This window comes from Branchiibius hedensis, assembly GCF_900108585.1.
Lineage (GTDB): Bacteria > Actinomycetota > Actinomycetes > Actinomycetales > Dermatophilaceae > Branchiibius > Branchiibius hedensis.
On sequence record NZ_UESZ01000001.1, the window covers coordinates 130,512 to 145,443 of the forward strand.

At 68.2% G+C, this 14,932-nt stretch carries 13 protein-coding genes; 3 read left to right on the forward strand and 10 right to left on the reverse strand.

What is annotated here, in order from left to right:
- Positions 1 to 15 precede the first annotated feature (15 nt).
- The 3 genes from DR843_RS00720 to DR843_RS00730 are packed head-to-tail and all read right to left on the reverse strand — an operon-like array spanning position 16 to position 2,136.
- Positions 16 to 198 carry a hypothetical protein gene (locus tag DR843_RS00720; RefSeq protein ID WP_109683652.1) on the reverse strand — a complete coding sequence of 61 codons (183 nt, stop codon included), beginning with the start codon at positions 196 to 198 and terminating at the stop codon, positions 16 to 18.
- A gap of 18 nt (positions 199 to 216) precedes the next feature.
- A complete protein-coding gene (locus DR843_RS00725; protein WP_109683653.1) occupies positions 217 to 480 on the reverse strand; it encodes a DUF2530 domain-containing protein in 264 nt (87 codons plus the stop codon).
- A 9-nt stretch (positions 481 to 489) separates the two neighbouring features.
- On the reverse strand, positions 490 to 2,136 hold the full coding sequence (locus tag DR843_RS00730; protein ID WP_109683654.1) for a DNA repair helicase XPB: 1,647 nt from the start codon (positions 2,134 to 2,136) through the stop codon (positions 490 to 492).
- Between the two features lie 77 nt (positions 2,137 to 2,213).
- Here DR843_RS00730 and DR843_RS00735 point away from each other — a divergent pair, with 77 nt between their 5' ends.
- Positions 2,214 to 4,163: a M13 family metallopeptidase gene (locus tag DR843_RS00735; RefSeq protein ID WP_109683655.1), complete on the forward strand. Its 1,950-nt coding sequence runs from the start codon at positions 2,214 to 2,216 to the stop codon at positions 4,161 to 4,163.
- A gap of 12 nt (positions 4,164 to 4,175) precedes the next feature.
- Here the strand turns inward: DR843_RS00735 and DR843_RS00740 are convergent, their stop codons facing one another.
- Positions 4,176 to 6,347, reverse strand: coding sequence for a helicase-associated domain-containing protein (locus DR843_RS00740; RefSeq protein WP_109683656.1), 2,172 nt, complete (start codon positions 6,345 to 6,347; stop codon positions 4,176 to 4,178).
- Positions 6,344 to 6,562, reverse strand: a complete 219-nt coding sequence (locus DR843_RS19950) for a VOC family protein (protein ID WP_109683657.1) — start codon at positions 6,560 to 6,562, stop codon at positions 6,344 to 6,346. Before DR843_RS19950 ends, DR843_RS00740 begins: the two co-directional genes overlap by 4 nt.
- 40 nt (positions 6,563 to 6,602) lie before the next feature.
- Here DR843_RS19950 and DR843_RS00750 point away from each other — a divergent pair, with 40 nt between their 5' ends.
- Both DR843_RS00750 and menD read left to right on the forward strand, forming a co-directional pair.
- Entirely contained in the window at positions 6,603 to 7,556 is a 954-nt protein-coding gene (locus tag DR843_RS00750) for an aldose 1-epimerase family protein (protein WP_109683658.1), read from the forward strand.
- The gene (gene menD / locus DR843_RS00755; protein ID WP_109688271.1) at positions 7,553 to 9,295 is read left to right on the forward strand and encodes a 2-succinyl-5-enolpyruvyl-6-hydroxy-3-cyclohexene-1-carboxylic-acid synthase; all 1,743 of its coding nucleotides are present in this window, start codon (positions 7,553 to 7,555) and stop codon (positions 9,293 to 9,295) included. The genes DR843_RS00750 and menD overlap by 4 nt, the downstream gene beginning before the upstream one ends.
- On the opposite strand, the gene DR843_RS00760 is transcribed toward menD, so the two are convergent.
- The 5 genes from DR843_RS00760 to DR843_RS00780 form a co-directional block, all read right to left on the reverse strand.
- Positions 9,281 to 9,721, reverse strand: coding sequence for a flavodoxin family protein (locus tag DR843_RS00760; RefSeq protein ID WP_245933929.1), 441 nt, complete (start codon positions 9,719 to 9,721; stop codon positions 9,281 to 9,283). The two genes, menD and DR843_RS00760, sit on opposite strands and share 15 nt — an antisense overlap.
- Before the next feature lie 13 nt (positions 9,722 to 9,734).
- A complete protein-coding gene (locus tag DR843_RS00765) occupies positions 9,735 to 11,426 on the reverse strand; it encodes a cysteine desulfurase (RefSeq protein WP_109683659.1) in 1,692 nt (563 codons plus the stop codon).
- A 14-nt stretch (positions 11,427 to 11,440) separates the two neighbouring features.
- Entirely contained in the window at positions 11,441 to 12,358 is a 918-nt protein-coding gene (locus tag DR843_RS00770) for a family 2A encapsulin nanocompartment shell protein (RefSeq protein WP_109683660.1), read from the reverse strand.
- Positions 12,359 to 12,439: 81 nt separating this feature from the next.
- On the reverse strand, positions 12,440 to 13,498 hold the full coding sequence (locus DR843_RS00775; RefSeq protein WP_109683661.1) for a TQXA domain-containing protein: 1,059 nt from the start codon (positions 13,496 to 13,498) through the stop codon (positions 12,440 to 12,442).
- 118 nt (positions 13,499 to 13,616) lie between these two features.
- Complete coding sequence (locus tag DR843_RS00780) at positions 13,617 to 14,882, reverse strand: isochorismate synthase (RefSeq protein ID WP_109688275.1); 1,266 nt, start codon at positions 14,880 to 14,882, stop codon at positions 13,617 to 13,619.
- Between the last annotated feature and the right edge of the window lie 50 nt (positions 14,883 to 14,932).

Genomic DNA, 14,932 nt, shown 5'->3' on the forward strand with positions numbered 1-14,932 from the left:
ATTTGGCGCAGCCCACTAGAACGGTGGAGTGCCGCCGAAGGAGGTGCCGTTCTGCCGCTGCCGGTCCATATGGGACCGGGCCACCTGCAGGTCGGTGTTGGGGTCTCCTGAGCCGTCGTAACGGCTGCGCCGGCCGGTGACCAGGACGATTCCCATCATGACGGCCAGCAAGGCGATAACTGCGATGAGCACGGCCATGGCGACTTCCTTTCGAGGTCAGCGCGATGCTGACGATCCAAAGTCAACACCTTGCGCATTGCCACGTCCAGCAGCCAGATAGGCCCACGCGACGAAGCCGAGGATGAACCCGGTCAGCGCGATCCACGGCCAGTCCTTCTTGTCGCCGGTGTGCAGTGCCGGGACGAGCCAGGTGATGACGAAAGCCACTGCCCAACAAGCGATTCCGACCAGCAGCACCTTCTTGGTGTCGACGCGGACGGGAGGGGGCGGCGTACGTTGGAAGATCGGGTCGTCGCTCACAGGGCGAGTTTAAGCCAGCGCCGGCAGGTCGTCGGCGTCGACGATCCGGTAGGCGTAACCCTGCTCGGCCAGGAACCGCTGGCGGTGGGCGGCGAACTCGGCGTCGACGGTGTCGCGGGCGACGACCGTGTAGAAGTGCGCGGTCCGCCCGTCGCCCTTGGGACGCAGCACCCGGCCAAGACGCTGGGCCTCCTCCTGGCGGGAGCCGAATGTGCCCGACACCTGGATGGCCACACTCGCCTCGGGCAGGTCGATCGAGAAGTTCGCCACCTTGCTGACCACGAGCAGCGAGATCTCCCCGTCCCGGAACTGCTGGAAGAGCTTCTGCCGTTGGCCGACCGGCGTCTCACCGGTGATCAGGTCGGCGTTCAGACGCCCGGCCAGGGTCTCCAACTGGTCGAGGTATTGCCCGATCACCAGGGTCGGCTCACCGCGGTGCTGCTCGACCAGTTGCTCGACCACGCGGTCCTTGGCGGGGGCGCAGGACGCGAAGCGGTAACGCTCCTCAGGCTCGGTCGTGGCGTACGCCAGCCGATCCGACTCCGACAGGGTCACCCGCACCTCGACGCAATCGGCCGGGGCGATGTAGCCCTGGGCTTCGATGTCCTTCCACGGCGCGTCGTAGCGCTTCGGGCCGATCAGGCTGAACACGTCCGACTCCCGGCCGTCCTCGCGCACCAACGTCGCGGTCAGACCCAGCCGGCGGCGGGCCTGCAGGTCCGCGGTCATCCGGAAGATCGGCGCGGGCAGCAGGTGCACCTCGTCGTAGACGACCAGGCCCCAGTCGCGCGCGTCGAGCAGCTCGAGGTGCGGGAAGACGCCCTTTCGCTTGTGGGTGAGCACCTGGTAGGTCGCGATGGTCACCGGGCGGATGTCCTTGCGGGCCCCGCTGTACTCGCCGATCTCCTCCTCGGTCAGGGAGGTTCGTTTGAGCAACTCGTCACGCCACTGCCGGGCCGACACCGTATTGGTCACCAGGATCAGCGTGGTCGCGCCGGCCTTGGCCATCGCGCCGGCGCCAACGATGGTTTTTCCTGCGCCACAAGGCAGTACGACGACACCCGAGCCGCCGTGCCAGAACCCGTCGACCGCCTGCTCCTGGTACGGGCGCAGGTCCCAGCCCTCGGTCCGCAAGCTGATTGCGTGGGCCTCGCCATCGACGTACCCCGCCTCGTCCTCGGCCGGCCAACCCACCTTGATCAGCTGCTGTTTGATCGCGCCGCGCTCGGAGGGGTGCACCAGGACGCGGTCGTCGGCGATCCGCTCGCCCACCAGCGGGGTGATCTTCTTGTGCCGCAGGATCTCCTCCAGCACCGCCCGATCAGTGGAGATGAGCATCAACCGGCCGTCGTCGTCCTTGACCAGCCGCAACCGGCCGTAGCGGTCCATCGTCTCGGCGATGTCGATCAGCAACGCGTTGGGCACCGGGTAACGGCTGTACGTGATCAGCGTGTGCACGACGGTCTCGGCGTCATGGCCGGCCGCCCGGGCGTTCCACAGGCCGAGCGGCGTGATCCGGTAGGTGTGCATGTGCTCCGGAGCGCGCTCCAACTCCGCGAACGGTGCGATCGCCCGACGAGCGTCACCGGCCTGGGGGTGATCGACCTCCAACAGCACGGTCTTGTCGCTCTGGACGATCAGCGGTCCGTCGGTCATGGGTGTCCTTCCGGGAGGGTGCAACCTATCGAACGTCGATGAACCCCGATTCTCTTCCCGTGTTTAATCTGGTGACTATGAATTCGGGGATCACCAGCAGCTTTGATGCGTCCGTCCGCGCTCAGGATGATTTTTTCGAGCACGTCAACGGCGAATGGATCAAGAACACCGAGATCCCGGCGGACCGTGCTCGGTACGGCGCGTTCGACCGGTTGCGCGAGGCCTCCGAGGCCGCGATGCGCGAGTTGATCGAGAAGGCGGCCGCCGCGGACGCCGAGCCGGGCACGGAACAGGCGAAAGTCGGGGACCTCTACCGGTCGTTCATGGACACCGACCGCATCGAAGGTCTCGGTAGCCAGCCGCTGAGCGACGATCTGGCGGCCATCGCGGCCGTGCACGACGTCCCCGGTCTGATCGAACAATTCGGGCGCCTGGCCAGGCAGGACGTCTGGGGCCCGATCGCGATCTACGTGTCGGCCGACGCAGGCAATCCCGAGGAGAACATCGCCTACCTCGAGCAGTACGGGCTCGGCCTGCCGGATGAGTCGTACTACCGCGAGGACCAGTACCAGCCGATCCGGGAGAAGTACATCGCGCACATCGAGAAGCTGCTGAACCTGGCCGGCCACGAGGCGAGCGCCAAACACGCCCAGGGCATCTTCGACGTGGAGCACCTGATCGCCGCCTCGCACTGGGACAACGTGGCCAGCCGTGACGCGGTGCGCACCTACAACAAGTCGTCTTCTGCCGACCTGCAGCAGTTGGCGCCCAACGTGGACTGGCCCGTCTTCTTGGCCGCACTCGAGGCACCGGACGGTTCGTTCGATGCCGTCGTGGTGCGCCAGCCCAGCTTCCTCACCGGACTGTCCGCAGCTCTGGTGGATCTGCCGATCGAGCAGTGGAAGGACTATCTGTCCTGGCGACTGATCAGCTCCCGCGCGCCGCACCTGACCGATGCGATCGTGCAGGAGAGTTTCGACTTTCACGGCCGCACCCTGTCCGGTGTGCCCGAGTTGAAGGAGCGCTGGAAGCGCGGAGTCGGCCTGGTCGAGGAGGCGCTGGGTGAGGCGGCCGGCCAGTTGTACGTCGCGGCGCACTTCCCGCCGCGCGCCAAGGAGCGGATGACCGAGTTGGTCGCCAACCTCATCGAGGCATACCGGCGCGACTTCGAGACGCTGCCCTGGATGGGGGAGCAGACCCGCGCGCAGGCGCTGGAGAAGCTGGGCAAGTTCACGCCCAAGATCGGCTACCCCGACAAGTGGCGGGACTACTCGAGCCTGACCATCGACGCCGACGATCTGATCGGAAACGTACGCCGCGCAGCGGAGTTCGAGATCCACCGCCAGTTGGACAAGGTCGGCAAACCGATCGACCGCACCGAATGGCTGATGACTCCGCAGACGGTCAACGCGTATTACCACCCGGTGATGAACGAGATCGTCTTCCCGGCCGCGATCCTGCAGCCGCCGTTCTTCGACGTGGACGCCGACGATGCGGTGAACTACGGCGGCATCGGCGCCGTGATCGGGCACGAGATCGGCCACGGTTTCGACGACCAGGGCTCGCGGTACGACGGCAACGGCGCGTTGCGGGACTGGTGGACCGAGCAGGACCGCTCGCGGTTCGACTCGTTGGCCAAGAAGCTGATCGACCAGTTCAACGAGCAGTCGCCGGCGGATGCACCCGACGTGAAGGTCAACGGTGCGCTGACCGTGGGGGAGAACATCGGCGACCTGGGTGGCCTGACCATCGGCTACAAGGCGTACGAGATCTCCCAGGAGACCAACCCGGCGATCGAGTTGTACGGATTCACTCCGGCGCAGCGGTTCTTCATCGGCTGGGCCCAGGTGTGGTGTGGCAAAGCCCGGGAGGCTGAGGCCAAGCGGCTGATCGCGATCGATCCGCACTCACCGGCGAACTGTCGCTGCAACGTCGCGCGCAACCTGGTGGAGTTCCACGAGGCGTTCGGCGTGACGGAGGGCGACGGCATGTATCTGCCGGAGGAGCAGCGGGTCCGCATCTTCTAAGCCGCGTCCGGCTCAGGCGGGGGCGACGCCGAGGATGCGGTGTAGCGCGATCGTGCGACGCTGACCATCAACGGCGCCGACCACCCTTCCACCAGCGACCTGTTCGGGTTGCAACAGGGCGCGGTGCACGTCGCCCGTGGGGTCGGAGTAGCCGATCCACACCGGCATCCGGCCCGCCGCCGCATCCTGCAACGTCGCGAGGGTCAGCGCCGGGTCGGTCGAGGCGATGCGCGGGCCCTCGGAGGAGTCGGGGTGCTGTCGCAACCGTGCGACCGCCTGCTCTGCCAGCTCGGCGGTGACGCTGTCCACCACCACCGGACCAGCCAGCGGGCGAGGATCAGCGCGCGGTTGGCGACGCACTCCGACGATGGAGACGCCGTCGGAGGTCTCCGCGACCGGTGAATGCCCCTGCTCACGAAGCACATCCAGTACCGTCTCCGCAGCCACCGGCGACACCAGAACAGTCGGAGCGATCTGCCGCAGTCGCAGGATCCCGGTGCGAGGGTCGGCCATCATCGACTGCAGCGAAGCCACGTCGTCACTGCGGATGTAGCTGGAGGTTGCTCCGACCCGGGTCTGACCGTGCTGGCGCGCAGCGTCGTTGATCAGATACTCGACGGGCTGGGGGATCGGCGCAGGGGACACGGCCTGCAGACGGCTCAGAATGTCCGTCGCAGTCAGCCCGCGGTCGAAACCGCGGCGGAGGCTCCCCGACGTCATCCGGAAAACCGTTGCCCCACCGCTCGATTCGACATTGAAGATCAGGTCGGCGAACCGCCGCAAGTCATCCGAGAGGGCCCCTGGCGCCACGACCGTGTGGTCCGCCTGCACCAACAGCAGATCCTGCGGCGGGGGCAGACTGCCGACAAGGGCAACGGCGACCGCTGCCTCGTCGGCCGCAGCATCGGCAAGCACGTGGCCGGCAGCGGTGAGTGCATGGCCAGCGGTAACGCCCAACCACTCTGCCTCCTGGAGCAATTCGCCGGCCCGAGTCGGCGCGCCGGCCGGTAGGCGCAATGGCCGCAGCCACCGCAACGCTTCGTCCATGGCGCCAGCCGAATAGCCGCCGCTGCCAGTGGCGAGAATCTCAAGGACGTCGCGACGGCGGGCGCGCATCATCGGCCAATGAGCCTCTGAGCCAAGAGCATTGATCTTTCCCTTGTCGCCGGTCGTGCCCACGAGGAAGGCGGCGCGCGGGCTGTCGCGCCACGCGAACGCGAGCCGCGCCCACCGCGCGGGGGTGTCGCGGCGCAACCACTCGTCGTACTCCGTCGTGGGGAGCCAGACGGGCTCGTCGGCGTCATCGGAGGCGACCAGCTGGGCGGCGTAGGCCAGTTCGATCAGGAACGCCGTGAAGGCCTGGTCCTGGTCCAGGCGCTCGGCGGTCACCTTGAGCTCACGTGCACCAAGTCCTCCCGTGCGCAGCACCCGAGGCGGGTCCAGCTGCCACAGTGAGGCCAATCGTTCGAGCTGCCAGAGCAATTCGCGGATCGCCACCCCGGCACCGGACTGGGCCCGCTGTGGGTCGCTCGGCAGGTCAGGCGCGGGCAGCCCGGTCAGGCCGCCGGCAACAAGCTGCCCGTCGCGCAGCCACAACCCCACTTCGCGGGGCACGGTGCCCGTGGACTCCTCGGTGCGCACCATGAACCCGGCCGCCACCAACTCCTCCAGTACGCCGATCGCGGCCGGACCGTCGAATCTCGCCTTCGCCGGTCCCCAGCGAAGGCGTTCCAGAGCGGCACGGGCCGCATCGGACAGGGTCTCGAATCGGACCGACAGATCCGTCGGCGGGCGGTAGTCCTCGATGGAGCTCGCGGCCGGACCGAGTCCGGCGGGCTCTGGCAGCAACTCGCTGATCACGCGCGCCGGGCGCAGACCCTCTGGCGATCGCCAGACCAGTGCCTGGCGCCACAGCTGTTCGAGCTGCGCGCTGACATCGGCCGCCAACAGGATCTCGGGATCGCCGATCAGCAGCGCTTCGAGGACGTGCAAGGTGTCGGCGTGCAACGACTCCAACGCGCGCAGTGCGCTCGGTCGTGATCCCGCGCGTGCCGCCAGCGCGGTCAGATCGGTAGGCACCGGTCGCGCCAGATCGGGGCGAGCCAGCAGGAGTTGGACCAGCGCAGTGTCGTCGCGCGATCGGATGTCATCGGCGTAGCTACGCGCCGGTGCGGAGCCGGTCATCGACGCGTTCGGGCGGACGCCGCCCGGCCAGCGGCCACCAACTGGTCGCCCAGCAGGCCGCCCCATTCACGGCGGACTGCACGGGACACCTCGCGAGCTCCTGCATCCTCAGCCGCCGTCAGTACCGCGTCGACCTCCTCGCCCCTGCCGACATTGTGCGCGAGGGTGATGGGCGCCAGGCTCTCGGCGGGAAGGAAGGAGACGTAGTGCTGCACCGATCCAGCGTACGGCCCGCTCGCATGTCAGGATCGGGTCATGGGTCAGGTGACGATTCCGCCGAGCGGTGAACAGTGGTCGATCAGTGCACCCGCGGACGATCGTGGCCCGGGGGCAGTTGCGATCATCACGCAGGTCGGCGGCGGCATCCGCGTCCTCAAGGTGGGTGGTGAGCCGGTCCTGCATGGCTACCCGCTGCAGAGCAAAGCCGACGGCGGCCGCGGCCAACTGCTCATGCCCTGGCCAAACCGGATCCGGGACGGCAAGTACTCCTTCGACGGGGTCAGCCAGCAGCTGGCGTTGTCCGAGCCGGGCCGCGGGAACGCCAGCCACGGCCTGGTGCGGTGGGCGCTGTGGAGCCTGGAGGACTTGGCCGACACGTCGGTAACGCTGTCGTATCTGCTTCTGCCGCAGCAGGGTTGGGATGCGTGTTTGCGGATCAAGGTCCGCTACACCGCGACCAGTAGCGGCCTGGAAGTGGCCACCAAGGTCACCAACGTGGGCACCGCGAAGGCGCCGTTCGCCTATGGCGCCCACCCCTACCTGACGACCGGTGAGACGACCGTCGACGAGGTCACTCTGACGATTCCGGCGGGGCGGAAGATCGACGTGGACGACCGGTTGATCCCGGTCGGTTCCTCCCCGGTGGGCCCGGGGACCGACTTCCGGGCGGGCGTCCCCATCGGCAGTACCTCGCTGGACACCGCGTTCACCGATCTCTCTCCTGGCGACGACGGCCGCTGGCGGGTGAGTATCGAACGGGGCGATCGGCGTACGACGATCTGGGCCGACGCGGGCGCCTTCAGTTACCTGCAGGTCTTCACCGGGGACTCGCTGCCCCCGGAGCGCAAGCGACGCTCCGGCGTCGCTGTGGAGCCCATGTCGGCCCCCGCGAATGCCTTTGTGTCCGGTGAGGCCTTGACCATCCTGCGCCCGGGTGACGTGTGGTCCGGCACCTGGGGGATCACCGCATCCGGGAGGATGCCGGCGTGAACCCCTCGACTGCTCTGGCGACCGTGCTCGTGGACGAGTTGATCCGGCAGGGGGTGCGTGACTTCGTCGTCTGTCCTGGATCGCGGTCGGCTCCCTTGGCGTACGCCGTGCTGGCCGCTGAGCGGGCCGGGCGCGCCCGGTTGCATGTCCGGGTCGACGAACGATCCGGTGCGTTCCTTGCGCTGGGTCTAGCCAAGGTCAGTCGGCAACCGGCCGCGGTCATCACGACCAGCGGGACGGCGGTCGCGAACCTGCACCCCGCGGTCCTCGAGGCATCCCACGGCAACGTGCCGCTGCTGCTGCTCACCGCGGACCGCCCGGCCGAGCAGCGCGGTAGCGGCGCCAACCAGACCACCGACCAGGTGAAGATCTTTGGCGGGATGACCCGGTGGTTCCACGAGTTCTCCGCTGCTGGTCGTCGCCCCGGCCAGCAGGGTCAGTGGCGCTCGGTGGTCGGCCGGGCGGTCGCGGAGTCGTGCGGTCACCCCTCCGGCGACCCGGGGCCGGTGCACCTCAACGTCAGCTTCCGCGAGCCGCTGACCCCGGACACCGACCCGACGGGGTGGTCCGAACCGCTCGACGGTCGCCCGCACGGTGAGGCGTGGCTGAGTCTGCGGTCGCCGGTGCGCCACGAAGCGGCGGGCGCCGGGCCGGGCATCGCCCCGGTCCCGCGCACACTGTTGGTGCTCGGCAGCCTTGCCGACCCCGCTCGCGCCGCCGACATCACCGAGCTGGCAGATGTCGCTGGCTGGCCGATCATCGCCGAACCGGCCGGCCTCTTCCGGCGTGCCCGGGTCACCCCGCACGGACCACTGTTGTTGTCGGCGACCGGTTGGCTGGAGGAGAACCTGCCCGAGCGGGTCCTGGTCGCCGGTGCCGTCACATTGGACCGCCGGGTGCTGGCCCTGTTACGCCGTCCTGAGGTGACCGTCGAGGTGGTCACGGCGCTGACGTCCTGGTCCGACCCGGTGCATGCGGTCCACCGGGTCCACGACTGGGCTGACATCGAGCGCAGTCACCGGGTGGTGGCCGGGTGTGTCGATCGGACCTGGGCCGCCCGCTGGCGAGCCGCGGGAGCAGTGGTCGCCGCCACCGCCGGCCCGATCGTCGAAGCGTCGTGGCCCAGTGGGCCGGCGGTCGCCCGGACGGTCGCGAACAACCTGCCGGAGCGGGCGCTGCTGTTTGTGGGTGCATCCAGTGCCGTGCGGGATCTGGATATCGCCCGTGAGCCGGCGCGGATCGCCAAAGGCGTTGTGACCGTGGGGAATCGGGGTCTGGCTGGAATCGACGGGTCGGTATCCAGCGCGATCGGTGCGGCCCTCTCGCAACCGGACCGGCCGGCGTACGCGCTGATGGGTGACCTCACCTTCCTGCACGACACCAACGGCCTGCTGATCGGTCCGGACGAACCTCGCCCGGATCTGACCATGGTGGTCGTCAACGACGACGGTGGCGCGATCTTCAGCACGCTGGAGGTGGGGGCGCCCGAGTACGCCGGGGCGTTCGAACGGATCTTCGGCACAGCGACGGGCGCCGACATCGCCGGTGTGTGCGCAGCGCACGACGTGGCCCATCGCAGCGTCGACACCGCAGCCGAACTGGCCGAGGCGATCAGTGCCACCCCGCAGGGTCTGACGGTGCTCGAGGTGCGGGTGCCGCGCACGGACGCCCGACGGTTGCGTCAGGACCTCGCGGCGGCCGTCGACGCGGCGTTATCGCCTGGCTCAGTCGGCCAGTAGTGCGGCGAGGGTCCCGCCCAACTCGGTGCATCGGGCGAGGTCGGATTCGTCGACGGGTCCGATGAGTTCAACTGGTTCCGCCGCCAGCCGCCAGGTCAGGCCGGTCGCCACGGACAACAGCGATCGGCGGGCGCCGGTGGTGTCCGATCGCCCGTGGATCCACACCGAGAACGGGCGTTTGTCGACCCGTCCCCGGATGTCGTCGTACGTCGAGTCGAAGGCATGCTTCATCGCGCCCGACATGTAACCGAAATTGGCTGGTGTCCCGAGCAGATAACCATCCGCCGATAGGAAGTCATCGATCGAAACGTCAAGCGCGGCAACGACGTTGACGTCGACCGCGTCGATCGCGTCGTCGGTGGCTCCCGCGACGACGGCTTCGGTCAGGGACCGCAGCAGCGGGGTCGGACTGTGATGGACGATCAACAGTTGTCGCAGGTCATGCCCCCGCGATCTGGCGGACGGTCTCGATGAAGAAGTCGATCTCGTCGTAGGTGTTGTAGAACGCGAACGACGGACGGACCGTTGCTTCATAGCCCAGCCGGCGCAGGATTGGCTGCGCGCAGTGGTGACCGGCGCGCACCGCAATTCCCTTCTCGTTCAAAGCTGTTCCGACCTCGTGGGGCTCGTGACCGGCGAGCACGAACGACAGCACGCTGGCTTTGTGCTCAGCCGTGCCCACCAACGTGACACCAGGGATGGCGGCCAGCCGGGGCGTGGCGTACTCCAGCAGGTCGTGCTCGTAGGCGGCGATGCGATGCAGGCCGATGCGCTCGACGTACCGCAACGCTTCGGCCAGCCCCACGGCGTCGGCGATGTTGCCGGTCCCGGCCTCGTACTTGTTCGGTGGCGGCTGGTAGATGCTGCGCTCGAAGGTGACGTCGGCGATCATGTTGCCGCCGCCCTGCCAGGCCGGCGTCTCGTCCCAGACGCGCTCCCGGATGAAGACCGCGCCGATGCCGGTGGGGCCGAAGATCTTGTGACCGGAGAAGACGAAGAAGTCCGCGTCCAACTCGCTCAGGTCGACGGCCAGGTGTGGCACCGACTGCGCCCCGTCGACCAACACCCGGGCGCCGGCCCGACGAGCCATCTGGGCCATCGAGACGACCGGGTTGACGGTGCCGGTGGCGTTGGCGACCTGGGTGAAGGCGGCGATCTTGGTGCGGGAGTTGAGCAACTCCCCGAACCGTTGCTCGTCCAGCTGGCCGCGGTTGTCGACCGGTGCCACGACGATGCGAGCGCCGGTGCGGTCGGCCACCATCTGCCACGGAACGATGTTGGCGTGGTGTTCGAGGTTGGTCAGCAGGATCTCGTCGCCCGGGCCTAGGTTCGCCCGGCCCCAGGACTGGGCGACCAGGTTGATCGCCTCGGTGGTGCCGCGGGTGAAGGTGATCTCCTCCGAGCGCGCCGCGCCCAGGAACCGCTGGACCGTCGAGCGGGCGTCCTCGTAGGCGTCGGTGGCCCGCGCCGCCAACTCGTGGGCCGCGCGGTGGATGTTGGAGTTCTCGTGCTCGTAGAACGCCGAGATCCGCTCGATCACCGGCCGTGGCTTCTGGGTGGTGGCAGCGTTGTCGAACCATATCAGCGGGTGACCGTTGACCTGCTCGGACAGGATCGGGAAGTCGCCGCGCACTGAGCCGACGTCGAAGGTGTCCCGGGTGCTGACGTCGCTGACCGGCGCCGGCCCGAACGTGCCGGTGGGCACCTGGGGTGGCCGGGTCGCCGTACGCGCATAGGGACCCTCGACCGGGACGGCGTACGGCGCTCCGTGCGGTGCGTGGGACCCCGCCGACGGTGACGGCTGGGGCAGCGAACCGCCCAGATAACGGTTGGGCGGTGCCAGCCCCGTCAAGGGTGCATCCAGCCCCGGGATGCCGGTCGGGGCGCTCACTCCGCCGCCGCGGGGAGCCACTGGCACGACGCCGGGGGGAGCACCAGCGCCCACGGCGGGCGCGGATCCCACGCTCGCGCCGCCGCCGCGGGGAGCTACTGGTACGACGCCGGGCGGTGAGTCGGGGCCGGGCAGCGGCAGCGAACCGGCGAACAACTCGTTCGCGATCTGGGCGACCTGCTCAGCACTGACGATGTAATCCCCGCTGGCGGGGTTGATGGGTGGCTCGTGATGGGACACGGCGGTGACCCCGATCAGGCGTAGTCGTGGAAGGTGCCGACGTCGACGCCGTCCAACACACCCAGCGCGTCATCGGTGAGGACGGCCAGCGCGGAGTAGAGCGAGACCAGGTAGGACGCGATCGCCGACCGGTTGATCCCGGCGAAGCGCACGGACAGGCCAGGGGACTGCTCACCGGTCAGCCCCGGCTGGAACAGGCCGACCACACCTTGGCGCTCTTCCCCGGTGCGGACCAGCAGGAATTTGGTCTTGCCCTTCTCGACCGGCACCTTGTCGGAGGGCACGATCGGGATGCCGCGCCAGGTGATGAACGGCGACCCGAACAGGTCGACGGTGGGCGGCGGGGTGCCGCGGCGAGTGGCTTCGCGACCGAACGCGGCGACACCCAGCGGGTGGGTCAGGAAGAAGCTGGGGGTCTTCCAGACCTTGGCGATCAGGCTGTCCAGGTCGTCGGGGGTGGGCGGACCGGACAGGGTCGAGATCGTCTGGTCCTGGGTGACCTGGGACAGCAGGCCGTGCTCGGCGTTGTTGATCAGTTCGAACTCCTGGCGCTCCTTGATCGTCTCGATCGTGAGGCGCAACTGCTCGCTGACCTGGTCGTGCGGGCTGGAGTAGAGGTCGGAGACCCGGGTGTGGATGTCGACGATCGTGGAGATCGAGCGCAGCGTGATCTCACGCGGGTTGGTCTGATAGTCCACGAAGGTCTGCGGCAACGGCTCTTCGCCGGCCTCGCCGACCTGGACCAGGACGTTCTCCGGGTTGGACACCCGGTTGACCCGGTAGATACCGGCTTCGACGGGCACCCAGGACAGCAGATGCAGCAACCAGCGCGGGGTGATTGTCTCCAGTTGCGAAACCGTCTTGGTGGCATTCGCAAGTTGTCGTGCCGCGAGATCGCCCAGTGCCTGCGATTCGTTTTGTTCGGTGGCCATAACGTCCTCTTTCACAATGTGAAACGGGCGTTCATAGCGATTTCGCGTCGTCGGGTTATCGCTGGAAGAACGATCCGTTATCTACGTGTTTGCTGCGAATGTCCTTGAATACGAACGGTACTCGCCATCGGTGTTTGTCGCGACGATTCGTGAGCTTCGTCGCACTGCGGTCACCAAGGGAGTGAATTCTTCGTGGCTGTCCCGTCGGCTAGAACCCGCTAGCCGACGCGCATGAATAGCGGAAACATCCAAATCGACCACGACGGAAGTGGCCAGGTGCACCAGGTGCTCATAGAGGGCGACGATGCGTGCGGGATTGCGGTAGGGGGAGGCGGCGACCGGCCGCAAAGACACGTCCGCCAGGCGCACGCGGTGATCCCCGTCGGCCCGCGCGACGCAGCGGTAGTGCAGGAAGCCGATGGTCCGGGCGTTCGTCGTGTGCGAGACGGTGACGCCGACGCCGAGCGCTTTGGACACCATCCCGCCGTCAGGTGCACGCACCGAGGACGTCGCCACCCGCTGCCAGGTCCGGCCGTCGAGGGAACGCTCCAGGTGCACCGTGACCGGACCGTCGCTGCTGACGGTGACGTCGTAGCTGCGCAGTTCCAAAGGTTGGCCCAAGGTGAGGGTCAGCGTCGACCGGCCGCCGCGGTGCCGAGCCGACTGCTGCACGGGTGCGGCGATCTCGCGCGTGTCCAGGTGCAGGTCGTTGGTGAGGTGCCAGATCGCCGCCTGGGTTGCCGCGATGGCTTCGTGCGGGCGCAATTCGGCGGCTCCGGCGACCCCTTCTGCTGCGAGGCGGGCGCGGACCTTGGCCAGTGAGACGAACGGGTAGCTGACCGACAGGATGCGGGCGATGGTGCGCTCGTGGGTGCGATGGGTCGACGGGTGCGCTGCGGGCCACGCACTGCCCTGGTAGTGGGCGATCTGTCGGGGGCTGCGGCCGAAGAAGTCCAACGAGTAGCTGTCGACCCCGGGATTGAGCCGGATCAGGTCCGTCAGGGCGCTCTGGCCGTTGGTGAAGTGGATCTGGGCGACGGTCGGTGAGTAGGTCCCGCCCCGCACCCGGGACAGCCGGGGTTCGCTGCGAATCTCCAGGGGTGCGACAACGGGCACGGGAGCGCTGGCTGCGGATGACATGCGACGCCTTTGTCTGACGGGTGATGGCCAGGCAAAACTTTAAGTTATGTCTTCGGGAACACGCAATTATGGATCTCAGTACGCGGGCACCACGGTGGGCGCGCGTCGGCGGGTCAGGTCAGTCGTGCAGGGCGGACAGCATCGGCCGCAGTTTGGCGTTGGACTCGGCCACCTCGTCCTGTGGATCCGAGCCCGCCACGATGCCGCAGCCGGCGAACAGGCGGATCGTCGCGGGGTCCCCCTGGATCTGTCCACACCGCAGAGCGATACCCCACTCGCCGTCTCCGGAGGAATCGATCCAGCCGACCGGCCCGGCGTACCGCCCCCGATCCATCTGCTCCAGATCCGCGATCACCTCGCGGGCCTTCCAGGTGGGGGTCCCGCACACCGCCGCCGACGGGTGCAGCGCGGCCGCCAGGGCCAGCGAGGACGAACTGTCCGACAGCACCCCGGCCACATCGGTCGCCAGATGCATCACGTTGGGCAGGTGCAACACGAACGGCGCCTCGGGCACGTTCATCGACGAGCAGTGCGCATCCAGCGCCTCGGCAACCGACCGCACGGCGTACTCGTGCTCCTCCAAGTCCTTCGAGGAGCGGGCCAGCGACGCCGCCAGGGCGAGGTCGTGCTCGTCGTCACCGGTGCGTTGGATGGTGCCGGCCAGGATCCGGGAGGTCACCAGGGCCTTCTCGCGGCGCACCAGCATCTCCGGTGTTGCGCCGATCAGCCGGTCGACGCTGAACGTCCACGTTTTGCGGTACGACGTGGACAACCGCTCCAGGAGCCAGCGGGCATCCAGCGGCTCCTGGCCCGTGATGAAGACATCGCGCGCCATCACCACCTTGTCCAGGTCGCCCGCGGAGATGCGTTGCACGGCAACGCCGATGGCCTGCGCCCAGCCATCCTCATCCAACGCCCCGGGCCGGGTCTGCAGGTTCGCGGGGCGTACGGCGATCGGCTGCTCGCGGGGCGAGGGGGGCTGTTCGAGGGAGCCGCTGATGGTCGTCACCCAGGCCAGGCCGCCGCGGCGACCAACGATGACTCGGGGCACGATCAACGTGCTGGGGGAGGCGGAGTCGGCGGCGAAGGCGAAGGATCCGAAGGCCACCAGTCCAGCGCCGGGCACTTCGACCTCGGAGCGCACCACCGCGCGTCCCACCAGATCCGACCACCACGCGTCGGCATCGGCGAATCGAGAGGTTGCCGAGGTTTCCAGGTACGCCGCGCGACCCCAACCGACGAAACCCTCGCCGTCGCGCAACCACGACAACACATCAGCGGAATCGACATCCGGGGGGATGATCGCGACCAGGTCGCCGGGATCGGGGATACGACGGGTGCGGACGACCAGTGCGGGTGCGCTCTGATCGGCGCTCGCGGGCATCGTCACAAGAGGCAACGATAAACCCGCGCTCGAATCGCGCTGTCGGCATG

Coding starts and splice junctions, on each gene's coding strand:
- DR843_RS00770 (WP_109683660.1), bottom strand. CDS start 12,358: ATGGCCACCGAACAAAACGAATCGCAGGCACTGGGCGATCTCGCGGCA.
- DR843_RS00740 (WP_109683656.1), bottom strand. CDS start 6,347: ATGACCGGCTCCGCACCGGCGCGTAGCTACGCCGATGACATCCGATCG.
- DR843_RS00730 (WP_109683654.1), bottom strand. CDS start 2,136: ATGACCGACGGACCGCTGATCGTCCAGAGCGACAAGACCGTGCTGTTG.
- DR843_RS00735 (WP_109683655.1), top strand. CDS start 2,214: ATGAATTCGGGGATCACCAGCAGCTTTGATGCGTCCGTCCGCGCTCAG.
- DR843_RS00775 (WP_109683661.1), bottom strand. CDS start 13,498: ATGTCATCCGCAGCCAGCGCTCCCGTGCCCGTTGTCGCACCCCTGGAG.
- DR843_RS00780 (WP_109688275.1), bottom strand. CDS start 14,882: ATGCCCGCGAGCGCCGATCAGAGCGCACCCGCACTGGTCGTCCGCACC.
- DR843_RS00750 (WP_109683658.1), top strand. CDS start 6,603: ATGGGTCAGGTGACGATTCCGCCGAGCGGTGAACAGTGGTCGATCAGT.
- DR843_RS00720 (WP_109683652.1), bottom strand. CDS start 198: ATGGCCGTGCTCATCGCAGTTATCGCCTTGCTGGCCGTCATGATGGGA.